This window comes from Rhodoferax sp. SPJ21, from assembly GCF_058216335.1.
Window position 1 is genome coordinate 1,005,316 of the sequence record NZ_JBYZMO010000002.1, and the last position, 23,368, is coordinate 1,028,683.

Sequence of the window (23,368 nt, forward strand, 5' to 3'; positions counted from 1 at the left end):
GTGGTTTACTTGATGCCGAGCTTCTTGCAGCCTTCGGCGTAGCGGTCTACGCACAGTACGGCAGCGGTCTGGATGGGCTTGCCGCTGACCATCTTGTCGATGATTTCAGCCTTCAGGTTTTCGGCCGTCACCACGGCCGGTACGAACAGCTGCGACGGCGTGCCGTACAGCGTGGTCTCGGCTTTCGGGGTTTCACCGGCCAGCAGTTTCACCACCACCTGCGCGGCGGCCGCGGCCACGGTTTCGCTGGGCTTGGAGATGGTGTTGTACTGGTCGCCAGCAATGATCAACTGCAGCGCGGCGATGGTGGCGTCGTTGCCGGAGACCGGTGGCACGGGGTTCACGCCGGCTGCCTTGAAGGCCGCAATGGCGCCGCCACCGGTGCCGTCATTGGCAGCCACTACGCCGACGATCTTTTTGCCGAAACGCGAGATCTGGCCGCTGGCCCACTGCTGGGCTTTGGCGGGTACCCATTCCGGGGTGTCGTATTCGGCCAGGATCTTGTAGCCGCTGGCGTCCAGGCTGGAATGGATGCCCTTCTTGATGAGGCCGGCAGCGGCGTCGGTGGGCGAGCCGTTGATCTGCAGCAAGCCCACATCGGCTGGCGATACGCCTTTGGCCTTCAGGTGTGCCACCAGCGAATCGGCAATCGCCTTGCCAATGCCTTCGTTGTTGAAGGACACGTAGTAGTCGGCCTTGGCATCGGGGATGGGCCGGTCATAGGCAATGACCTTGATGCCCTTGGCCTGGGCGGCTTTGACAAGGGACGCGGCGGCGGTGGAGTCCACCGGGTCGATCACGATGGCCTTGGCACCCTGCGAGATCACCGAGTTGAATTGCTGCTGCTGGCGCGACGCATCGCCGTCGGCATTTTGGTACAGCACCTCGCAGGCGGCGCAGAGCTTTTTCATCTCGGCCACGAAGCCCGGCTTGTCGTGTTCTTCGTAGCGGGTGGATGCCTGGTCGGGCATCAGAAAGGCGACCTTGCCTGGCGTGATGGTCTGGGCATACGCGGTGGTGGTGCCCAGCACCAGGGTGGCCAGTGCGGCGATGTGTGTGAGGTGTGTGAGTTTTGGCATGTCTATCTCCTATGGATGTAATTCTTAAATTGGCAATTCAACAAATGCAGGGTGTGAAAGCGGTGCTTAGGTCGTCGGTATGTCTCCTTGGGGCGGTTGGCGCAGGCGGTGCATGGTGGATTTGAGTGCGGGATACAGCTCCACGTACTGCTGGAAGAAATGGTTGTAGGCGGCGTGTGCGGCCGGCTGGGGCGTGGTGCGCGGCAGCGGTGTGACCCAGCCCTGGCGTACCGCGTCGGCACCGATCAAGCCGGCACCAAAGGCGGCCAGCATGGCCGCGCCCAGCGAGGCCTCCACGTCGTCGGCCAGGGTGTAGACCGGGCGACCGGTGACGTCGGCAATGATCTGCATCCACATGTCCGAATGGCTGGCGCCGCCGACCACGACCAGGCGTTCGTCCAGCTGGGCGATACCTTTTACGCCAGCCTCGATGTTGTGGCGCAGCGCGTAGGTCACGCCTTCCAGTACCGCGCGGTACAGGTGCGGCCGGCCATGGTGCAGGCCCAGGCCCACAAAGCTGCCGCTGGCCTGTGCATCCCATACCGGGCTGCGCTCGCCCATAAGGTAGGGCAGGAACAGCAGGCCATCGCTGCCGGGAGGCAGCAGCACAGCGTCTTTTTCCAGCAGGCTGTGCGGGTCCACACCCTGGGCCTTGCCGGCGGCGATCTCGGCCTGGCAAAAGGTTTCGCGGAACCAGGTGACCGATGCGCCGGCGGTGATGGCGCCGCCGAATACATACAAGTCCTGCGCACCGTTGAACACATGCGGCATGCTGATGAGGCCGTGGCGCGCATCCACGCTGGGGCGTATGGTGCCCCAGCACATGCTGGTGCCAATCATGGCCACATGGTTGCCCGGCTGCGCGGCACCTGCGGCCAGCGTGGCCACGGCGGCGTCCACACCACCGGCGACCACCGGTGTGCCCGCCAGCAGGCCCAGGCGCTCGGCCCACTCGGGCAGCAGCGGGCCGACCACACCACTGGATTCGACCAGGCGGTCCGGCATCATGCGGCGCGGAATGCCCAGCATCTGCAGGGCTTCATCCGACCACGCGCGGGCCTTCACGTCGTACACACCGCCGATATTGCCGGCCGAGCTGTGGTCTACCGCCACCTCTCCGGTCAGGCGGGCGTTGACATAGCTGTTGGGCGGCAGGAAATGGTGGGTGCGGGCCCACACGGCGGGTTCCTTTTCGCGCAGCCACAGCATCTTGGTATAGCCGTAGTAGCTGTCTACGCCGTTGCCGGTGATGTCGTACAGGCGTTCCAGATCGACGTTTTCGTGCACCCAGCGCACCTCGTCCTGCGCGCGCCGGTCCATCCAGATCAGGCAGGGGTAGAGCGCCTTGCCGCTTGCATCCACCGGGATGCCGCTGCCGCCATACAGGCTGCTGACGCATATGGATTTGATAGCAGCCGCCGCAATGCCTGCCTGCGCTAGAACGCCTTTTATGCAATATTCCACGGCCTCCAGCCAGACGTCCGGCCACTGCTGGGCCCACAGTGGTTTTGGCGTTTCGACCTGGTAGCTCTGTGCGCACTGGGCCACGATGTCGCCCTGCGCGCTGACCAACACCGCCTTGGTGCTTTGGGTGCCGATATCGACACCGATGACATACGCTGTATGTGGCATGGTCAGAGGTCCACGCTCAGGGGCAGTATGACCAGGTCGCGCACCACCACGTTGCGCGGGCGGGTCAGCATGAACATCACGCAGTCGGCCACTTCTGTGGGTTGCATCAGGCTGCCGTTGGCCAGGGCTTCGTCCATCTTGGCCTTGGGCCAGTCGTCCAGCAGCGCGGTGACGACGGGGCCGGGGGCCACCGCGCCGATGCGCAGCCCATGCGGAGCGATCTGGCGGCGCACGGTATGCACAAAGGCTTGCACCGCGAATTTGGAGGCGGTGTAGATCGGCTCCCACACCACGGGCACGATGCCGGCGATGGAGCTGGTGACGATGATGTCGCCGGTCTTGCGCTCTTTCATGTGCGGCAGCACCGACTGGATGGAGCGGAAGCAGGCGTTGATGTTCAGGTTCAGCATGCGGTCCCAGTCGTCCGGGTTACCGGTGGCGACTTCGCCGCCGATATAGGCACCGGCATTGGCGTGGAAGATGTCCAGCTGGCCGGCGCGCTGCAGTATGGCGGGCAGCATGCCGGCCACGCTGGCGGCGTCCAGCAGATTGACCGTCAGCGGAATGGCGCGCTCGCCCAGCTCGGCACACAGGCTTGCCAGCCGGTCGGCTGCGCGGTCCACCAGAAACACCGTGGCGCCCGCAGCGAGCATGGCGCGCGCGCATTCCAGTCCGATGCCGGACGCGGCGCCCGTGACGGCTGCAACTTTTCCGTGGAGTGCGTGGTTCATGCCTGTGCTCTCCGGTTGCGGGTGTGGGGGAGGGAAGCGCTGTGTGTCTGCATAGTCGTTCTAGGTTGAGAAAATTTTGGATAAAGCTCTCCCCCGACCGCCATCGGCAGCCTCTTCGGGGGGGCGGGGTTAGGGGGGGGCGGTGGCGCTAGGCTGCCGCCTCGCAGTCCGCGTTCAGCCGGTAGTAGCGCCTGAATTGCGAGGGCGGAACGGACTTCTGTGCCAGGAACTGGCGGTTGAAGTTCGACAGGTTGTTGAAGCCACAGGCGTAGCAGATGTCGGTTACCGGCTGCTCGGACGAGATCAGCAGCTCGCAGGCCCGGTTCACGCGCAGCCGGTTCAGGTACTGGATGAACGGCAGGCTGGTGTGGCGGCGGAAGAAGCGCGAGAAGGCGCTGGCTTCCATGCCGGCGTACTGCGCCAGGTCGGATTCGTTCAGGCGTTCTTGCAGATGGTCAGCCAGGTAGGCCAGCACCTGGTTGATGGTGGACGACTGGTAGCCCTGCGTGTCGGGTCGAAAGGTGGGGCTGGCCAGCAGCGTGCAGCCTTGGTCCTGCGACAGGATTTCCAGCAGCGCCAGGAATTTGTAGACCCGCTGAAAGCCTTTCGCGTCCAGCAATGCGGTCAGCAGCGGCACGGCCTTGGCGGTGGCCTCGGGAGAGAAAAGAATGCCGCGCTGCGCATCGGCCAGCAGCGTCTCCAGCTGGCCCAGCTCAGGAAAGGCCTCGATGCCGCCCTGGATGCTTTTGCCGGAGAACTGCAGCACCGTGCAGCGCTCGGGCACCGATACGCCGGCCGGCACTTCGCTGATCCAGTTGTGGGGCAGGTTGGGGCCGATCAGCATCAGCTGGCCAGGCTCGAAGGTGCCGGTGCGGTCGCCCACATAAAAGCGCCCCGAGGTGTGGCTGATGTAGTTGAGCTCGTACTCCGGGTGGAAGTGCCAGCGCACGGTTTCATAGGGGTAGCCATGCGACCATACCTTGAACGATTCCTGCTGCTGTATGCCTACCAATTCGAGGTACGGTGACATCAACCATCTCCTTGTGTTTTTGTAGGGGTTGCACTTGGCAGGGGCAATGCACCCTGCGATGGCCTTAGTTTAGAAAGCCGCCTACGGTCTTACTACTGCGCAAGCCCTGCATTACTGATACTTTTTTTGCTTCTAGGGTAAGTACTTAGTTTGTATCAGTGGGCGGGAAACGGGCCGAGATCGGCACCCAAATGCATGTATTCGGGGTTTTGTATTTCATAGGTATTTTTGGCCTCTGGCGCATATATACCGTGCACAAGTAGCTACATTTTTTATAGTAAATGTGTGGCTTAGATTGCAAATGCAACATTGCCCGCACGATTCCGACACATAGCCAGGCGGCGCGCTTGGGAGGATTGCGGCCTCGTTGTCTTCCCCATGGGTTGGCTTCGAGGACTCTTCCTGTAGTCCCGACACCGCCGACGCCCCAGGGCAACGGCGGCCCGTATTGGGTTTCAGCCTCTGGCGCATAGCTTCTATGTGGCAGAGGCTTTTTTCATGGGGGCTTGTGGCGGGCGCCCCCGGCTCCGCGCGGACGGGATGCCACAATCGCCGCTGTTTTGCTTCCAACCGCTCCATGCAAATCCCTTATGAACTCCTGGTGGGCTGGCGCTACACCCGGGCTGGCCGTGCGACGCGCCGCAATGGCTTCATTTCCTTCATCTCCGGTGTCTCCATGCTGGGCATTGCCCTGGGGGTGGCGGCGCTGATCATCGTGCTCAGCGTGATGAACGGCTTCCAGAAAGAGGTGCGCGACCGCATGCTGTCGGTGGTGGCGCATATCGAAATATTTGCCCCCGACGGCCAGGCCTTGCCCGATGTGGCCAAGACCCTGGCCGAGGTCAAACACAATCCAAATGTGGTGGGTGCTGCACCTTTCATAGCAAGCCAGGCACTTCTGGCGCGCGGTGAGGACATGAAAGGCACTTTGGTGCGCGGCATAGACCCGGCCGTTGAGGGTGAGGTCACCGATCTGGCCGTGGCCCTGCCCAAGGCTACGCTGGACAAGTTGGTGCCGGGCCAGTTTGGCGTGGTGCTGGGCATAGACCTGGCGCGCAGCCTGGGCGTGCGCGAGGGCGACCCGGTAACACTGATCGCCCCCAGCGGGCAGGTGACGCCGGCTGGCGTGGTGCCGCGCCTGAAGCAGATGACGGTGGTGGGTACCTTCGAGTCGGGCCACTATGAATACGATTCGGCCCTGCTGATGATGCACATGGACGATGCGGCCCGCATCTTCCGCCTGGAAGGCCCGACCGGCATCCGCGTCAAGCTGCAGGACCTGCACCAGGCGCGCCAGGTGGCGCAGCAACTGGCCGGCAGCCTCAGCGGCAACCTGCTGATACGCGACTGGACGCAGCAGAACAAAACCTGGTTTGCCGCCGTAGAGGTGGAAAAACGCATGATGTTCATCATCCTGACCCTGATCGTCGCCGTAGCCGCGTTCAACCTGGTCAGCACCCTGGTGATGACGGTGACCGACAAGCGCGCCGACATCGCCATCCTGCGCACCCTGGGCGCCAGCCCGAAAAGCATCATGGGCATCTTCATGGTGCAGGGCGCCATGGTGGGCGTGATGGGCACCCTGGTCGGGCTGCTGCTGGGCCTTGGCGTGGCGTTCAATATCGACGTCATCGTGCCGGCGCTGGAGCACTTGTTCCACGCCAGCTTTTTGCCCAAAGAGGTGTATTTCATCAGCCGCATGCCCAGCGAGCCGCAGCAGGCCGACATCGTGCCGATCGCGGTGATCTCGCTGATCCTGGCTTTTGTAGCCACTATTTATCCGAGCTGGCACGCCAGCCGCGTCAATCCAGCGGAAGCTCTGCGCTATGAGTAAGTTAGTTCTACAGGCGCAAGGCCTGACCAAGCGTTTTACCGAGGGCCGTCTGGACGTGACTGTGTTGAAGGGCGTGGACCTGCAGGTGTTTGCCGGCGAAACCCTGGCCATTGTGGGTGCCTCCGGCTCCGGCAAGAGCACGCTGCTGCATTTGCTGGGCGGGCTGGATGCGCCCACCAGTGGCTCGGTACAGCTGCATGGGCAGGACCTGGCGCGGCTGGGCCCGGCACAACAGGGCCAGCTGCGCAACCAGCACCTGGGCTTTGTGTACCAGTTCCACCACTTGCTGCCTGAGTTCAGCGCGCTGGACAACGTCGCTACGCCGCTGTGGATTCGGCGTATGCCGCGCGCCGATGCTGCGCAGCAAGCTACCAAAATACTAGCAAGCGTGGGTTTGGGCGAGCGCATCCACCACCGGCCGGCCGAGCTGTCGGGCGGTGAACGCCAGCGCGTGGCCATCGCCCGTGCCTTGGTGACCCAGCCGGCCTGTGTGCTGGCCGACGAACCCACCGGTAACCTGGACCGCAGCACCGCAGACGGCGTGTTTGCGCTGATGTTGCAGCTGGCGCGCGACCAGGGCACCGCCTTTGTGCTGGTCACGCATGACGAGTCCCTGGCCGCCCGCTGCGGCCGCACCCTGCGTTTGAACCTGGGGCAGTTCTCTGCGGCCCCTCCTGCACCGTCCAGCAGCTTGTCATAGTCTTTCAACACGTTATTGGCTAACTGCCAAACCGTCATACAGCCGACGTACACTTGTAACAATGTGCTAATTTGTATACAGAACTGAGGCGGCGTGGAGTACAACGCGTCAGAGGCAAAGACGAGGACGTGAACCAATGTTAGAGCGGGAGATGTTCCACGCGCGGGTCATCCAGGTGCTACGCGACAGCCGGGTGTTTGGCTCGTTGTGCGAAGCCACGCTCAACGCGTTGGCTGCCGGGCTGCAGCAGCAGGATGTGCGCGGTGGCAACCTGGTGCTGGAGGAGGGCGCCCCTGCCGACAGCATGCTTTTCGTGGTGACTGGGCGGCTGCGGGTGTCGCGCCGCAAGCCCGAGGGCAGCGTTTTGCTCTACAACGAAATCCGTTCCGGCGAGAGTGTGGGCGAGGTCGGCTTGATTCTGGGCCAGCCCCGCACGGCGGACGTGACGGCGGTGCGCGACTCCACCCTGGCGGTGCTCAGCCGGGCCGATTTTGAAGCGCTGCTGGTGCAGCATCCGCTGGAGCTGAACCGCGTCTTCACCCAAGTGATCTTTGACCACCTGCGGCACACCACCCAGCACGCCAAGCGGCACCAGGCCCAGGCTTTTGTGGTGGTTCCTCTGTGCGACGGCGCAGCCGCCACCGAGGTGGCCCGGGCGCTGATGGCAGCACTGGCCCGCATGGGCACGGTACAGCACATAGGCCCGCCTGCCGCCGAGACGCACGTGCACAAACACCATTTCGATGTGCTGGAAGACCAGTTCGACTTTCTGGTGTACGAGGCCGACACCAGCCCATCGGCCTGGACGCGCCAGGCCTTTCGGCAGGCCGACCAGGTCATTTTTGTGGCCTCGGCGGGCAGCCCGCTGGAGCTGAACGCACTGGAGCAGAGCCTGGCTGCCGAGCCCGGCTTTGCCATGAAGCGCCAGCATATGGTGCTGCTGCACCCGGCCCAGGCCGTGTGGCCTGAGGCGCGCCGGCCCTGGCGCGCCGGCCGGTCGTTGGAGCGCGTCTACCCGGTGCGCAGCGGACATGCTGCCGACTATGCACGCCTGGCGCGCTTTCTGACCGGGCGCGCGGTGGGTGTGGTACTGGGTGGCGGTGGCGCCCGTGGCTTTGCCCATTTAGGGGTGCTGCGCGCCCTGCACGAGGCTCAGATTCCGGTGGACGTGGTGGGCGGCAACAGCATGGGTGCGCTGATCGGCGCCCAGTACGCTTACGGTCTGCCGCTGGAGCAGATCCGCGAGCAGACCCGCAAGTTTGCCGAAGGTGGCGAGCGGCTGACCTTGCCGGTGATCTCGCTGGTGTCGGGCCAGCGCGTCGCGCGCGACCTGCGCCTGATGTTTGGCGACACCCAGATCGACGCGCTGTGGACGCCGTATTTCGCTGCCGCCTGTAACCTCACCACGGCCCGCACCACGGTGCAGGAAAACGGGCCGCTGTGGCGCGCCGTGCTGGCCAGCAACTCGCCCGCTGGCCTGTTTCCGCCGGTGGTCCACCAGGGCGAGCTGCTGGTGGACGGCGCCATCCTGGAGAACGTGCCCGTGGAGGCCATGCGCATGCGCCTGGGTACGCCACTGGAGCGCCGCAATGGCAACGGCACCATCATCGCCATTGACGTGGATGTGCGCCAGGATATGGGCGTGGACGTGGCGCTCAATCGCCTGTCCGTGCGGCAGACCGTCAAGGGTTTTTTCTCACGCGGCGCCCGGGCTACGCCGGGTATTGCCGACATTCTTTACCGCGCCGGGCACATCGGGGGGCTGAACCAACGTAGCGCCACCATGGCCCAGGCCGACCATTACCTGGAGCCGCCGGTGGCAGATTTCCCCATGATGGCCTACCGCCGTGCCGACGAAATTGCCGAGCTGGGTTACCGCTACGCTGTGGAGCAGATTGCGCAATGGACACCGTAAGCCCTGCAGGTTTGCACGCAGACCTCGATCTGTCCCTGAGCCAGCGCGAGGTCTGGCTGGACCAGGCCACCTGGGCTGGCAGCGCGCATCTGAACATCGGCGGTTGCTGCTATCTGGTGGGGCCGCTGGACTTGCATCGCTTCCAGGCCGCGCTGGCCCTGCTGGTGCAGGAAAACGAGGCCCTGCGCCTGGCACCCATGGCCGACGGCAGCCAGAAGCTGCTGAGCAACGTTGCTGTGCATCTGGACCTGGTGAACCTGTCCACCGAGCCCGACCCCAAGGACGCCATGCGTACCTGGTGGCAGCAGCGCATGGCCGTGCCCTTTGTGCTGGATGGCACGCCGCCCTGGCGCTTTGTGCTGCTGCGCGGCAGTGACGTGCTGCACGGCTTGTTGATCCAGTTCCACCACCTGGTGATGGACGGCTGGGGCACCACCCAGGTTGGCAAGCGCTGGAGCGAGATCTACAACGCGCTGGAAGCCGGCGAAGTGCCCATCCCCAAGCGGGTGCCGGGCTACACCCAATTTATCGAAGAATCGCAGGCCTACCGCGAGTCGCCTGCCTTCGAGCGCGATGCCGCGTACTGGCAATCGCAGATGCCGGTGCTGCCGCAGCCCTTGATAGAGCGGCGCTACGCCAGCAACCGCCAGCAAGAGCTGCCACGCGCCCATATCGCCCTGCAGCGCCTGGCGCGCGCGGACTACGCGAAGCTGTGCCAAGTGGCTGCAGAGCGGGGCTCCAGCGCCTTCAATTATTTCCTGGCGGCGCTGGTGTTGTACTTTGCGCGCATCGCCAACCGCCAGGAAGTGGTGGTGGGCGTACCCAGCCTGAACCGGGGCGGGCGGCGCTTCAGCGACACCCTGGGCATGTTTGTCGGCGTGATGCCCGTAGTTGTCAGTCTGACACCCGATATGACGCTGGAGGGGCTGCTGGCCGCCGTGGGCAGCGCCATGCGGTCCGCGTTGCGCCACCCGCGCTACCCTTTGAGCGAGTTGGGTCGTACCCTGGAGATGGCGCGCCATCGACGCGATGGCCTGTTCGACCTGTTGTTGTCTTTTGAGCGGCAGGACTATGCGGTGTCGTTTGGCCAGGCCAAGGTGGTGGAGTCGCGCCAGCTGTTCTCTGGCGTGGCGCGCTTCCCGCTGGGCGTGACGGTGTGTGAGTTCGACCCGGACCAGGATGTGGAGCTGGCGCTGGAAGCCAGCGACGCCTGCTTTGCCGCTGGCGAAGTGGAGCTGCTGGGGCGCCGCATCTTGAACCTGGTGCAGGCTGCCATCGATACGCCCCAGGCCCCGGTGTACAGCGTACCCTTGCTGCCGCAGCAAGAGCGTTGGGCGCTGATCGACGGCCTGCACAAGGACGTGGCCTCCATGGCGGTGGTCGAGCCCTTTATTGCCCAGTTCGTCCAGCACGCCGGCCTGCGGCCCGATGCGAATGCCCTGGTCTGGGATGGCGGTGAGATGGACTACGCCACGCTGGACCAGGTCTCCACCCATCTGGCCTGGCGCCTGTTGGCCTGCGGTGCGGGCAAGGACCAGATCGTGGCCATGGCCATGGAGCGTTCCGCCGACATGGTGGTGGCCTTGCTGGCCGTGGCCAAGGCCGGTGCCGCCTTTTTGCCGCTGGACCCGGACGCTCCGCTGGCCCGTCTGGCTGGCATATTGGAGGAAAGCGCCGCCATCGCCCTGCTGATACAGCCCGCGCTGGCTGAGCGTCTGGGCGGCCTGCATGCCTGCACGCTGCAGGTCGATTGGCAGCAGACCCAGGCCGCACTGGCCCAGCAGCCGGTGCCGCGCCTCACGGTCGGGCCGGCGGCGGATGATCTGGCGTATGTGCTGTTCACCTCGGGCTCCACCGGGCGGCCCAAGGGTGTGATGATCGAGCACAGCACGTTGGCGCGCCGCCTGGGCTGGTTGTCGCGGGCCTATGCGGTGGAGTGGCATGACCGTTCGGCCCAGGCCACCCAGGTCACCTTCGACCCTTCGTTGATCGAATTGCTGCTGCCCCTGGTGCATGGCGCCAGCATTGCCCTGCCGCCGCCCGGGCGCCTGCTGCCGGAGTCCCTGGCTGACTTTGCTGTCAAGCACGGCGTCACCATCATGGCATTTGTGCCCAGCACCTTGAGCCGGTTTCTGGACTCTGCGGGCCATCGCAAGGGCCTGAAGCTGCGCGTGGCCTGCTGCGGGGGCGAGGTGCTGTCGCCCGAGCTGGCCCAGCGCTTTCTGAGGGAAACCGGGAGCCGGCTGTACAACGTCTACGGGCCCACCGAAACCGCTATTTTTGCCACCGCCTGGGAGTGCGAAAACCACCGCCTGGACACGGCCCTGCCCATAGGCCGCCCCATAGACGACACCCGCATTTATGTGCTGGACCACGACTTGCTGCCGGCCCCCATGGGCGTCCCCGGTGAAGTCTTCATTGGCGGCAACGCGATTGCGCGTGGCTACCTGAACCGCCCGGATCTGGATGCCCAGGTCTTCCTGCCCGACCCCTTTTTGCCCGGCCAGCGCATGTACCGCACCGGCGACCGGGGCTGGCTGGGCGGTGATGGCAATCTGCATTTCCTGGGGCGCATGGATAGGCAGATCAAGCTGCGTGGCTACCGCATCGAGCTGGGCGAAATCGAGTCCGCCTTGTCCGCTGTGGAAGGCGTGCTGCAGGCTGCGGCCAAGCTGGTCGAGCGCAAGGGCCGGCCGCAAATCCACGCCTGGGTGGCAATGGCGGCGGACGGCGCCCACGCCACACCCGACAGCCTGCAGGCTGCGCTGCGTGTGCGTCTGCCCGACTACATGATCCCCAGCGGCATCACCATGCTGCCCGGTCTGCCCGCCAGTACGGTGGGCAAGATCGACTACGAAGCCCTGCCCGAGCCCTGGTTCCACAACGGCGGTGCCACAGCCCGCGCGCCCAGCCGTAAATACGAGCCCGAGTTGCTGGCGCTGTGGGAACAGGTGCTGGATGTGCACCCCCTGGGCGTGCTCGACAACTTCTTCGACGTGGGCGGCGACTCCCTGGCCGCAGTGAGCATGCTGGCCGGCATCGAAAAGCTGCTGGGCCGCAAAGTGCCCATGTACCTCATCACCGAACACCCCACGGTGGAAAGCCTGGCCGCCGCCCTGCTGAAACAGACCGGCGACGCACAGGTGATGCGCAACCTGGGCGCCGACACCGGGCGCGTGCCGCTGTACCTGGCCGTGTCCGGCCACGGTGATCTGATGCGCTTCCAGAGCCTGGCGCGGGCCCTGGGCAATGCCTGTGATGTGCACATGCTGCAGCCGCCGCTGGACAAACCCATTGCCGAGATCCACGAGCTGGCCGAGCTGTATGCCGACTGCGTGCAGGCCCATGGCAAGCGGCCCGGCTTTGTGGCCGGCTTCTCGGTGGGCGGTATTGCGGCGCTGGAGACCGCGCGCCTGCTGCGCCAGCGCGAAGTGCCCTTGCGCGGCCTGTTCCTGATCGACACCACCTACCCAGCTTCGCGCCTGGGTGGCACCGCGTTCTGGCGCCTGTGCAGCTGGCTGGTGCGGCGCCTGCATATGCAGGAGCTGAGCCTGAACGGGCGGCGCATGGGCGCCATGTTCAACGACCCCGGCCTGGTCAGCCAGGTGATGGCGCTCAAGGGTTACCGGCCCTCGGGCTTTGACGGGCCTACGCTGCTGCTCAAGTCCTCCGGCCTGTCCAGCTGGGGGCGCTGGCTGTTTGCGCCCTGGCGCCGGCTCATGCCCAAGCATTTGTACGAGCAGCAGATACCGGGCTTGCACGGCTCCATCTTCGAGCACGGCAATATCGGCGAACTGGCCCAGGCCATTACCGAACGCATGGACGTGATACCTTGAACCGCTCCTTGCGTTGGCGTGTGCTGGGCCTGGTGTTGGCGCTGCTGGCCCTGGTCGGCCTGGCCGTGGCCTGGAGTGCTTCGCCCTTGCGCGCCTGGCTGGACGCCGACCGCATCGTGGCGGCGCTGCGCCAGTTGGGCCAGTCCTATGGGCCGGTGGCGGTGGTGGGCGGCTTTGCGCTGGCCAGCACGCTGGCGGTGCCGGTCGGCTTCCTGATGCTGGTGACCATGGTCGCCTTCGGGCCCTGGGTCGGCATGGGCTGCACCCTGGCAGGCGCTTTGCTGGGGGCGGCTGCCAGCTACAGCCTGGGCTGGGTTCTGGGCCGCGAGGTGCTGCAGCGCCTGGGGGGTGAGCGCGTCAACGCCGTCAGCCGCAGCCTGGCCGAACGTGGCTTGCTGGCCGTGGTACTGGTTCGCATCGTGCCGGTGGCGCCGTTTGCCATCGTCAACATGGTGGCTGGCGCTTCGCATATCCGGCTGCGCCACATGATGTTGGGCACCAGCCTGGGTATATTGCCCAGCATGGTGGTCATCGCCTTTTTTGTGGACCGCATCGTGGCCGCGTTGCGTGCGCCGGGCCCGCTGACGGTCGCGCTGGGCCTGTTGACTGTGGCGCTGATGGCTGCAGGTGCCTGGGCACTGCACCGTTGGCTGCGCAAAGCTGCATCGCCTGCCGTGGCTTCAAATAAGCCGCACACCCGCTCTTAATCACCTATTCTTGTCCCATGTCTGCCCGTAGCTTTCGTTCGTCCGGTACACGCAAACGCGCGCGCCAGGCGCTGCGCAAGGCATTTGCCTTGTTTCCCAGGGCGATACGCTTCTCGGTCTACCGCTCGTTTGTAGATTGCGACCCGAGTCCCGACGCCCGGCTGGTGCTGAAGATCGCCGAAACCCAGGACGAGCTGGAGGCCTGCTTCCGCCTGTTGCACGACGCCTATGTGGACAGCGGCTTCATGCAGCCCCAGCCCTCGGGCCTGCGCGCCACCATCTACCACGCCCTGCCCACCACCACCACGCTGTGCGCGCTGTTCGATGGCGAGGTGGTGGGCACCATTTCGCTGATCCGCCAGAGCAGCTTTGGCTTTCCGATGCAGTCGGTGTTTGATCTGGCGCACATCCATGCCGAGCGCGGCCGTATCGCTGAAATTTCCGCCCTGGCGGTGCACCCCAAGTTCCGCAAGACCGGGGGCTCTATCCTGTTTCCGCTGATGAAGTTCATGTACCAGTACTGCACCAGCTACTTCGACACCACCCACCTGGTGATCGCAGTCAACCCCAACCGCATCGAGATGTACGAGTCGCTGCTGTTCTTCCAGCGCCTCAAGAGCCATGTGGTGCAGCACTACGACTTTGCCAACGGCGCGCCAGCCATCGGCGCCTACCTGAACCTGCGCACCGCGCTGCAAACCTTCAAACGCCGCTATGCGGGCAAGCCCCGGCGCAAGGACCTCTATTCCTACTTCGTCAAAAGCCGCTTGCCCAACATCCAGTGGCCCACGCGCCGCTACTTCACCACCAACGACCCGGTGATGACGCCGGCCATGCTGGACTACTTCTTCAACCAGCGCACCCAGGTGTTCCGCGACCTCAGCGGCCGCGAAAAAGCCCAGCTGGCCGCCATCTACAACTTGCCCCAGTACCAGTCGGTGCTGCCCACTGTGCCCTGGGCCGAAGCCATGGTGATCGAGGTCGGGCCGCACCAGCGCTATTCCGTCAAATGCCACGGCCAGCTGGCCTTGGCGCTGGACGGCAGGCCGCAAACCGTGGACCTGCAGCTGGTGGAGCTGTACGAAGAAGGCTTTCAGGCCTATGCCAAAACGCGGCTGCCGCTGCAGGTATGGACCGAGGTGTCCATCCAGCTCGGCAGCACCGAAGCCTCGACCCTACGCGTCATGGCCACACGCCGCGAGGCGCAGGGCGATCTGTTTGCCTACAGCTTCACCCTGGCCGAGCCCGACCTGGCCTGGCGCAAATTCGCCGCTGTGCTGCAAGGCGGCGCGGTGGGCAAAGACCTGGACAACGCCAGCGTTTTTCTGCTCGACCAGTACAGCGCCGATCGCGTCCCCACCATCCCCCTCGGCCTGAGCGCGCTGGACGACCCGGACAGCGATATCTCAGGCTAGCGCATCAGGCTAGGCGTTAAAGTCCCCGCATGATGTGGATCGATACGCACTGCCATCTGGATGCCCCGGAATTTGGACAAAACCACGCGCTGGCGCTTGATTTACGTGCGCAGGCAGCTATTGAAAATGTAGCGCTGTGCGTGCTGCAAGGCGTCATGGCCAGCAACTTCGACACCGTGCGGCTGCTGGCCCAGCAGACCGGCGACGCCTATGCGTTGGGCATCCACCCTCTGTTTGTGCCGCGTGCCCAGGATGGCGATCTGGACCTGCTGGAGCAGGCGCTGGCCGCGCACCGTGACGACCCGCGCCTGGTGGCGGTGGGCGAGATCGGGCTGGACCTGTTTGTGCCCGCGCTGCTGGAGCCAGCCATGCTGGCGCGCCAGCAGCACTTTTACCGGGCCCAGCTCAAGCTGGCCAAGAAGTTCGACCTGCCTGTGATCCTGCATGTGCGGCGCAGTGCCGACCTGGTGCTGAAACACCTGCGCGCCGTGGCCGGCCCGGATGGGCGCTGGCAGGGCATCGCCCATGCCTTCAACGGCAGCGCTCAGCAGGCGCAGGTGTTCATCGATATGGGTTTCAAGCTGGGTTTTGGTGGCGCTATGACTTTTGAGGCGGCGAACCAGCTGCGCCGCCTGGCGGCGAGCTTGCCGCTGGAGTCCCTGGTGCTGGAGACGGACGCACCCGACATCCCGCCGCAGTGGCTGTACACCACCGCTGCCCAGCGCGCGGCAGGCCAGGCGCAGGGCATCAACTCGCCGCTGGAGCTGCCGCGCATAGGCGCCGTGCTGGCCGATTTGCGCGGCCTGCCGGTGGATGCGGTGGCCGCTGCTACCACCCGCAATGCGCTGGATGCCTTGCCCCGGTTGCGCGCGCTGGTGGCGGCATGACCCGGCTGGTGGGCCTGCCGCCGCTGGTGGCAGACAACACGCGGCTGCTGATCCTGGGCAGCTTCCCCGGCGCGGCTTCGCTGGCGGCGCAGCAGTACTATGGCCATCCGCAAAACAAATTCTGGCGCATACTTGCAGCCCTTTATGGCGCTAGCGCAGAAGATATATGCGCGAGTAGCTATGAAAATCGTAGCGCATGGATGCTGTCCAAGGGCGTGGGCCTGTGGGACGTGTACGCCAGCTGTGAACGCGTGGGTAGCCTGGATGCAAAGATTCGCAATGCCGAGGTAAATGACTTCGCCGGCCTGCGCCTGCGCTGCCCGGCGCTGCAGGCTGTCGCGCACAATGGCGCCGAGAGTTTTCGCCACGCCGCGCAGATCCAGGCCATGGGCCTGCCGGTGCTGAAACTGCCGTCCACCAGCCCGGCCAATGCCAGCTGGAGCTTTGAGCGCAAGCTGGCGGCCTGGCGCGAGGTATTTGAACAATTTGGAATGGATATTTGATGGCCCGTAAATCTGCCGCTGCAAGCACTGTCGCTTTGCCGGAAGTCAACTTTAGCGACTACGGCGACGTGCGCACCCTGCACCTGGGCACCGAGTGGGTCCAGGGCTCGATGCTGCTGGACGCACCTTTTGATATCGAGCTGGAATACGTGCGTCGCATGATGGCCTGGCTGCTGTTTGTGCCCGCCAGCAGCGTGGCCAAGCGCCGCGCCATGCAGCTGGGCCTGGGGGCGGGCACGCTGACCAAGTTCTGCCGCAAGAAGCTGCGCATGGACACCACGGCGGTGGAGCTGAACCCGCAGGTGCTGTCGGCCTGCCGCTTCTGGTTCAAGCTGCCGCCGGACGACGAGCGCCTGCGCGTGGTGCTGGGCGACGCGGCGCTGAAGATCCAGAACAGCGACTGGGCCGGCACCATCGACGCGCTGCAGGTAGACCTGTACGACCAGGACGCCGCCGCCCCGGTGCTGGACAGCGCCGACTTCTACGCGGACTGCCGCAAGCTGCTGACCGAAGAGGGCTGCATGACCGTCAACCTGTTTGGTGAAGCCTCCAGCTACCCGCAGAGCGTGGCCAAGATTACCGAAGCCTTTGGAGCCGATGCGGTGTGGGCCTTCAAGCCCACCAAGGACGGCAACACCATCGTGCTGGCCCAGCGCACGCCCAGCCGCCCCAGCCAGGCCGAGCTGTTGGAGCGCGCCGAAGCCATCCAGACCCGCTGGGGCCTGGCTGCCGCCAAGTGGTTGAAGATATTCAAGCCTGTACAAGCCTGAGGTAAGCCCCGCCATGAAAGCCGCCGCACCCACACTCGCTAAATCCCCGTACGCAGGCCCGGTGCACTGGCGCTTGCTGGTGCAGTGGCTGGCCGAGGACGGGGTGATTTCGCCGACCGAGCAGCAGCGCACCATTGCCCGCTGCTCGCAGGCCGAAAGCGCCCAGCCCGCCCTGGTGCGCCTGGCCAGCGTGGCCATGCAGCGCGCCAGTGACGGCAAGCCGCTGGATATCGAAACCCTGACCCAGTGGCTGGCCGGCCGTGCGGGCTTGCAGTACCTGCGCATCGACCCGCTGAAGGTCGAGGTGGGCAAGGTGGCCGACACCATGAGCGCCGTGTATGCCGAGCGCCACAAGGTGCTGCCGGTGCAGGTCACCACGTCTGAAGTGGTGGTAGCCACCAGCGAGCCCTTCTTGACCGACTGGGTCAGCGAGGTAGAGCGCCAGTCGCGCCGCAGTGTGCGCCGGGTGGTGGCCAGCCCGCTGGAAATCCACCGCTACACGGCCGAATTCTTCGCGCTGGCCAAGTCCGTCAAGGCGGTGCAAAAGGCCGGAGGTAACGCCGGTGCCGGCAGCTTCGAGCAGCTGGTGGAATTGGGCAGGACGAATAAGCAACTGGACGCCAACGACCAGAGCGTGGTGCAGGTGGTGGACTGGCTGTGGCAGTACGCCTTCAACCAGCGCGCCAGCGACATCCACCTGGAGCCGCGCCGCGAGCAGGGCGTGATCCGCTTCCGCATCGACGGCGTGCTGCACCCGGTCTACCAGATGCCCATGACGGTGATGAACGCCATGGTGGCCCGCGTCAAGCTGCTGGGCCGCATGGACGTGGTGGAAAAGCGCCGCCCGCTGGACGGCCGCATCAAGACCCGCAACCCGCGCGGCGACGAGGTGGAAATGCGGCTGTCCACCCTGCCCACCGCCTTCGGCGAGAAGATGGTGATGCGCATCTTCGACCCCGACACCGCTGTGAAAGACCTGGACGCCCTGGGCTTCACCCCGCACGACGCGCAGCGCTGGGAGGCGCTGGTCAAGCGCCCGCACGGCATCATTCTGGTGACCGGCCCCACCGGCTCGGGCAAGACCACCACGCTGTATTCCACCCTGAAGCGCGTGGCCACCGAGGAGGTGAACGTCAGCACGGTGGAAGACCCGATCGAAATGATCGAGCCCAGCTTCAACCAGACCCAGGTGCAGCCGCAGCTCGACTTCGGCTTTACCGAGGGTCTGCGCGCGCTGATGCGGCAGGACCCAGACATCATCATGGTCGGCGAAATCCGCGACTTGGCCACGGCTGAAATGGCGGTGCAGGCCGCGCTCACAGGCCACCTGGTGTTCTCCACCCTGCACACCAACGACGCGCCCTCGGCCATCACCCGCATGATGGAGCTGGGCGTGCCCGCCTATCTGCTGAATGCCACGGTGCTGGGCGTGCTGGCCCAACGCCTGGTGCGCACTCTGTGCAAGCAGTGCCGCGCCCCGGACGAGGCGCTGGCCCGCGAGACCCTGGGCGCAGCCATCAAGCCCTGGAAGATCAACACCGAATACACGCCCTACAAACCCGTGGGCTGTGTAGATTGCCGTATGACCGGCTTCATGGGTCGCATGGGCGTGTACGAGCTGCTGACCGTGTCGGAGGCCTTCAAGGCCTTGGTCAACCAGGGCCCCAGCATCGACGCGCTGCGCCGCCAGGGCGTGGCCGACGGCATGCGCCCGCTGCGTCTGGCCGGCGCGCTGCGCGTGGCCGAGGGCCTGACCACGCTGGACGAAGTGCTGTCCGCCACGCCGCCGTTGGACTGATAGCTACGGGGTTTCGGCCTAGGGACAACCCGTGGCGGCCGGCGCAGTGCGTGCCAACATAATCGCGCCACCGTAGTTTTCGTGGCGCCTGGGAGGGCGGTGCATGCAAATAAAAAGCCAGAAGGATTTTTTCTCGGGGCTGATGTTCATGGGCCTGGGCGGCGCCTTTGCCTGGGGCGCCAGCACCTACACCGTGGGTACGGCAGCAAGCATGGGGCCGGGCTACTTCCCGCTGCTGCTGGGTTTGTTGATGCTGCTATTGGGCCTGCTGATCACCTTCAAGTCGCTGGTCACCGAGACCGAAGACGGTGGTCGCATGGGGCGCTGGGCCTGGCGCCCACTGCTGTGCATCCTGGTGGCCAACGCGGCGTTTGGCCTGCTGCTGGCGGGGCTGCCGGCTATAGGTTTGCCGCCCATGGGCTTGGTGGTGGCGGTGTTTGTGCTGGTCTTCATCGCTGCGCTGGCGGCCAGGCGCTGTGTGTTGCGCAGCGCGCTGGTCGTAGCCGCCACCTTGGCGGCGGGCAGCTACCTGGTCTGCATTCCGCTGCTGAAGCTGCAGATACAGGTTTGGCCGGCCTTCACGGCCGGCTAAGGCCAAACCCAAGGCACGGGCATGGATGTGTTGCATAACCTGGCGCTTGGCTTGGGCGTGGCGTTTGCGCCGACCAACCTGCTGTATGCGCTGGCGGGCTGCATGCTGGGGATGCTGATCGGATTGGTGCCTGGCATCGGCCCGGTGGCAGCCATTGCCATGCTGCTGCCAGTCACTTACGGTGTGCCACCTTTGTCGGCGTTGACCGTACTGGTCTGCATTTACTGCGGTACCCGCTATGCAGGCGCCACTGCCGCCATTCTGGCGCGTCCGTCGGCTGAGGCCATGCCCGTGGTGACGGCTTTGGATGGCTACCAGATGGCGTGCCAGGGCCGCGCTGGGCCGGCACTGCTGGCCGCTGCGCTGGGGGCGTTTATTGCGGGCTCGGTGGGTACCGCGGTACTGGCTGCATTGGCGGCGCCGCTGGCCGCACTGGCTTTGCAGTGGGGGCCAGTGGAATTTTTCTCGCTGATGGTGCTGGGCCTAGTCGGTGCGGTGGTGCTGGCATCAGGTTCGCTATTGAAGGCTATGGCCATGGCCGTCCTGGGCCTGCTGCTGGGTTTGGTGGGGAGGGATGTGGCGTCGGGCGTGCCACGTTTCAGTTTCAATATTCCGGAGCTGGCGGACGGTATCGGTTGCGTAGCCATCGCCATGGGCGTGTTTGCCTACGCCGAAGTTGTCGCCCAGCTGGGCCGGCCTGCAGGCGATCGCCAAGTGCAGAGCCCCAAGCTCAGCGGCTTGTTGCCCAGAAGGCAGGAAGCCAAAGACATGGCCGGCGCCATATTGCGCGGTAGCTACCTGGGTTTGGTGGTCGGCATGCTGCCGGGCGGCGGTGCGCTGCGGGCCGCGTTTGCCAGCTATTCCGTGGAAAAGCGCGGGCGCATGCAAGCCGGCGAGATTGCAATCGGCAAGGGCAATATCCGTGGTGTGGCCGGCCCCGAGGCGGCCTACCATGCGGGGGCGCAGACCGGGTTCCTTTCGCTGCTGGCCCTGGGTATTCCGTCCAATGCCGTGTTGGCGCTGCTGGTGGCTGCCATGGCCCGGTACCAGGTTCAGCCCGGCCCGCAGGCGATGGTGGCCCAGCCCGAGCTGTTCTGGGGCTTGGTGGCCTCGCTGTGGCTGGCCCACGGGCTATTGGTGGTGCTGAACCTGCCATTGCTAGGCATAGGCATCTGGAGTCGGCTGCTGAACCTGCCGTACCCAGGGGTGCCATGGGTGTTCCCGGGCATCGTGTTGCTGTGCGCGCTCGGGGTGTACACCACCAGCCACCAGGCGTATGGTGTCTGGCTGGTAGCGGGCCTGGGGGCCGTAGGCTACCTGTTCCATAAGCTGGGCTGTGATCCCGCGCCGCTGCTGCTGGGCGTGGTCCTGGGGCCAGCGATGGAGACGTATTTGCGCAATGCGCTGCAGCAGTCGGGTGGTGACTGGAGCGTCTTCGTCACCCGGGGCCTGTCGGCTGGGCTGCTGGCCGTAGCGGCACTGATGCTGCTCATCGTGCTGGTGCAGGCGGTGCGCCGCAAGCGCGAAGAGGGTTTGGGCGAGGGCTGAGCTGCGTTGCATTTCTACCGTGTGTGACACGCGTGTGCGTCACAATCCGTTCCAACCATGGCATCTTCTACCCACCCCTCGCAACATCCGCAACGCACGGCGCTGCACAACGAAATCCACGCCCGACCGCCCGAGGCCATGACTGCGCCACTGGCCATCTCCCATGTGCTGATGGTGTGTGACGCTGCGGGGCGGGAGGCCAGCCGAGCCCATGTGGCAGCCTTGTTGCGCGACCACCACCTGGCCCAGCCCGACGCCCATTCCACCCATATCCGCATGGATGTGGGGCCGTTCCGCCTGCGCTGGGAAATGCATACCGAGTTCGTCACCTACACCTTTATGCGCGCCTTGGAGCCCGACGCGGCCGGCACGCAGGTGTTCGACCGCGACCCCGTGACTGCCGCCCAGGCCGTGCCGCAGGACTGGTTTGCCGCCTTGCCCGGCCAGTGCCTGGTGAGCCTGCATCTGTGGGCCTTGCCTGCACCCATGGTGCAGGGCGGTGATGCGCTGGTGCGGCAGGTGTTGTTCGAGGACTCGCTGGTGGCCTCCAGTGTGGCAGGCGGCCATGCCAAGGTGTACACCGACTTTGCCATCCATGCCGACGGCTTTTCGCGCATCGTACTGCTGGCCGGTGGCGCCGCGCAGGCCGAGGCGGCGGGCGGCGAATCTCTGTCGCCGCGCCGCCTGGGCCGCCTGGTGCAGCGCCTGTTGGAGATTGAAACCTACCGCATGGCCGCGCTGTTGGGCCTGCCCGCTGCCCGCGAGGCCGCCGACGTGCTGGCCTTTGCCGAGCGCGAGCTGGCCTCCTTGGCCGAAGCCATACGCAGCGCCAACCGCGACGATGAACCCCAGCTGCTGGACCGCCTGACCCGGCTGGCCGGCCAGGTGGAGAGCCAGTACGCGGCCACACATTCGCGGTTTTCGGCCAGCGCGGCGTACTTCGAGCTGGTGGACAAACGCATTACCGACATCGGCGAATCGCGCCTGGCCGGCATGCAGACCATCCGCGAATTCATGGACCGCCGCCTCACACCCGCGCGGAGCACCTGCGAATGGGCCACACGCCGGCAGGACGCGCTGTCGCAACGCGTGTCGCGCATGAGCAATCTGCTGCGCACCCGGGTGGAGATCGAGCAGCAGCAGAGCAGCCAGGCGCTGCTGACCACCATGAACACGCGCCAAGGCCTGCAGCTGCAGATGCAGGCCACGGTGGAAGGCCTGTCGGTGGCGGCCATCACCTACTACATCGTTGGCCTGGTCAGCTACCTGGCCAAGGGCGCGCACGCCATCGGTTGGCCCTGGAGCCCCGAGAGCACGGCTGCTGTAGCGATCCCGGTGGTGGCGGGCGGCGTGTGGTGGTCGCTGCGGCGGCTGCACCACCGCATGTTTGGCAAGCAGCACGCTTAATCCCGGGTCCAGCGCGGGCTATGGGCTTATCAATAAAATAGGCCTCCAGCGCTTATATCTTCTGCACCAGTGGCTACAAAAAACATAGCAACCGGCCTGTTGCTCGCACTTGTCGGCTCGATTGCCTTCAGCGGCAAGGCCATCATCGTCAAGCTGGCCTACCGCTACGGCGTAGATGCCGTCACCCTCATCATGTACCGCATGCTGTTTGCGCTGCCCATCTTCGCCGTGATGGCCTGGTGGTCCAGCCGGGGCAAGCCGCGCTTGAGTGCGCGCGACTGGTGGGGTGTGCTGGGCCTGGGGGTGACCGGCTACTACCTGGCCAGCTACCTGGACTTTGCCGGCCTGGGCTATATCAGCGCCTCGCTAGAGCGCTTGATTCTGTACACCAACCCCACGCTGGTGGTGTTGCTGGGTTGGTTGCTCTACCGCAAGCCCATCACCCGTATGCAGATACTGGGAATGGCCGTGTGCTACTGCGGCGTGGTGCTGGTGTTTGGCCACGAGATCAATCTGCAAGGGGCGAACGCCGGTCTGGGTGCCTTGCTGGTGTTTGGCAGCGCCATCAGCTATGCCATCTACCTGGTCTATAGCGGCCAGATGGTGCAGCGCGTGGGCTCGCTGCGCCTGGTGGGGCTGGCGACCACGGTGGCCTGCCTGTGCTGCCTGTTGCAGTTTGTGCTGTTGCGGCCCATGTCCGCCGCGCTGGTGGCGCCCGAGGTGCTGTGGCTGTCGGTGTTGAACGCCACCGCCTGCACCGCCGCCCCGGTGCTGATGGTGATGATGGCCATCGAGCGCCTGGGCGCGGGTCTCGCCGCCCAGGTGGGTATGGTGGGGCCTATGTCCACCATCCTCATGGGCGTTTTCATCCTGGGCGAGCCCTTCACCGGCTGGGTGGCAGCCGGCACGGTGCTGGTGATGCTGGGGATTTATGTGTTTACCCGCAAGTCGGCCTGACCGGGCTTGTACCGCAAATAGGAGCGA

18 protein-coding genes are annotated in these 23,368 nt (G+C 65.3%); 14 read left to right on the forward strand and 4 right to left on the reverse strand.

Annotation, left to right across the window (positions count from 1 at the left end):
• Positions 1–5: 5 nt before the first annotated feature.
• The 4 genes from AC4BBN_RS12520 to AC4BBN_RS12535 form a co-directional block, all read right to left on the reverse strand.
• Positions 6–1,079, reverse strand: coding sequence for an ABC transporter substrate-binding protein (locus AC4BBN_RS12520; RefSeq protein ID WP_490592307.1), 1,074 nt, complete (start codon positions 1,077–1,079; stop codon positions 6–8).
• Positions 1,080–1,145: 66 nt separating this feature from the next.
• Positions 1,146–2,711, reverse strand: a complete 1,566-nt coding sequence (locus AC4BBN_RS12525) for an FGGY-family carbohydrate kinase (RefSeq protein ID WP_490592308.1) — start codon at positions 2,709–2,711, stop codon at positions 1,146–1,148.
• A 2-nt stretch (positions 2,712–2,713) separates the two neighbouring features.
• Positions 2,714–3,442 (reverse strand): SDR family oxidoreductase, encoded by a 729-nt coding sequence (locus tag AC4BBN_RS12530; protein WP_490592309.1) that lies wholly within the window; start codon positions 3,440–3,442, stop codon positions 2,714–2,716.
• Positions 3,443–3,590: 148 nt separating this feature from the next.
• Positions 3,591–4,472: a helix-turn-helix domain-containing protein gene (locus AC4BBN_RS12535; RefSeq protein ID WP_490592310.1), complete on the reverse strand. Its 882-nt coding sequence runs from the start codon at positions 4,470–4,472 to the stop codon at positions 3,591–3,593.
• Positions 4,473–5,049: 577 nt separating this feature from the next.
• Between AC4BBN_RS12535 and AC4BBN_RS12540 the strand changes: the two genes are divergently transcribed.
• The 14 genes from AC4BBN_RS12540 to AC4BBN_RS12605 all read left to right on the forward strand — a co-directional run bounded on the left by AC4BBN_RS12540 (position 5,050) and on the right by AC4BBN_RS12605 (position 23,341).
• Positions 5,050–6,306, forward strand: coding sequence for a lipoprotein-releasing ABC transporter permease subunit (locus AC4BBN_RS12540; RefSeq protein ID WP_490592311.1), 1,257 nt, complete (start codon positions 5,050–5,052; stop codon positions 6,304–6,306).
• A complete protein-coding gene (gene lolD, locus AC4BBN_RS12545; RefSeq protein WP_490592312.1) occupies positions 6,299–7,006 on the forward strand; it encodes a lipoprotein-releasing ABC transporter ATP-binding protein LolD in 708 nt (235 codons plus the stop codon). The genes AC4BBN_RS12540 and lolD overlap by 8 nt, the downstream gene beginning before the upstream one ends.
• A gap of 136 nt (positions 7,007–7,142) precedes the next feature.
• Complete coding sequence (locus tag AC4BBN_RS12550; RefSeq protein ID WP_490592313.1) at positions 7,143–8,921, forward strand: patatin-like phospholipase family protein; 1,779 nt, start codon at positions 7,143–7,145, stop codon at positions 8,919–8,921.
• Positions 8,909–12,757: a non-ribosomal peptide synthetase gene (locus tag AC4BBN_RS12555; protein ID WP_490592314.1), complete on the forward strand. Its 3,849-nt coding sequence runs from the start codon at positions 8,909–8,911 to the stop codon at positions 12,755–12,757. The genes AC4BBN_RS12550 and AC4BBN_RS12555 overlap by 13 nt, the downstream gene beginning before the upstream one ends.
• A complete protein-coding gene (locus AC4BBN_RS12560; protein WP_490592315.1) occupies positions 12,754–13,464 on the forward strand; it encodes a TVP38/TMEM64 family protein in 711 nt (236 codons plus the stop codon). The genes AC4BBN_RS12555 and AC4BBN_RS12560 overlap by 4 nt, the downstream gene beginning before the upstream one ends.
• 17 nt (positions 13,465–13,481) lie before the next feature.
• A complete protein-coding gene (locus AC4BBN_RS12565; RefSeq protein WP_490592316.1) occupies positions 13,482–14,879 on the forward strand; it encodes a GNAT family N-acetyltransferase in 1,398 nt (465 codons plus the stop codon).
• A gap of 29 nt (positions 14,880–14,908) precedes the next feature.
• Positions 14,909–15,766: a TatD family hydrolase gene (locus AC4BBN_RS12570; RefSeq protein WP_490592317.1), complete on the forward strand. Its 858-nt coding sequence runs from the start codon at positions 14,909–14,911 to the stop codon at positions 15,764–15,766.
• Positions 15,763–16,269: a DNA-deoxyinosine glycosylase gene (locus tag AC4BBN_RS12575; RefSeq protein ID WP_490592318.1), complete on the forward strand. Its 507-nt coding sequence runs from the start codon at positions 15,763–15,765 to the stop codon at positions 16,267–16,269. The genes AC4BBN_RS12570 and AC4BBN_RS12575 overlap by 4 nt, the downstream gene beginning before the upstream one ends.
• Entirely contained in the window at positions 16,269–17,039 is a 771-nt protein-coding gene (locus tag AC4BBN_RS12580) for a class I SAM-dependent methyltransferase (RefSeq protein ID WP_490592319.1), read from the forward strand. Before AC4BBN_RS12575 ends, AC4BBN_RS12580 begins: the two co-directional genes overlap by 1 nt.
• Before the next feature lie 13 nt (positions 17,040–17,052).
• Entirely contained in the window at positions 17,053–18,837 is a 1,785-nt protein-coding gene (gene tfpB / locus AC4BBN_RS12585; protein ID WP_490592320.1) for a type IV pilus assembly ATPase TfpB, read from the forward strand.
• Positions 18,838–18,940: 103 nt separating this feature from the next.
• The gene (locus AC4BBN_RS12590) at positions 18,941–19,429 is read left to right on the forward strand and encodes a tripartite tricarboxylate transporter TctB family protein (protein ID WP_490592321.1); all 489 of its coding nucleotides are present in this window, start codon (positions 18,941–18,943) and stop codon (positions 19,427–19,429) included.
• 21 nt (positions 19,430–19,450) lie between these two features.
• The gene (locus tag AC4BBN_RS12595) at positions 19,451–20,977 is read left to right on the forward strand and encodes a tripartite tricarboxylate transporter permease (protein ID WP_490592322.1); all 1,527 of its coding nucleotides are present in this window, start codon (positions 19,451–19,453) and stop codon (positions 20,975–20,977) included.
• Positions 20,978–21,034: 57 nt separating this feature from the next.
• Positions 21,035–22,384, forward strand: a complete 1,350-nt coding sequence (locus AC4BBN_RS12600; protein ID WP_490592323.1) for a DUF3422 family protein — start codon at positions 21,035–21,037, stop codon at positions 22,382–22,384.
• 54 nt (positions 22,385–22,438) lie between these two features.
• Positions 22,439–23,341: a DMT family transporter gene (locus AC4BBN_RS12605; RefSeq protein WP_490592869.1), complete on the forward strand. Its 903-nt coding sequence runs from the start codon at positions 22,439–22,441 to the stop codon at positions 23,339–23,341.
• Positions 23,342–23,368 lie beyond the last annotated feature (27 nt).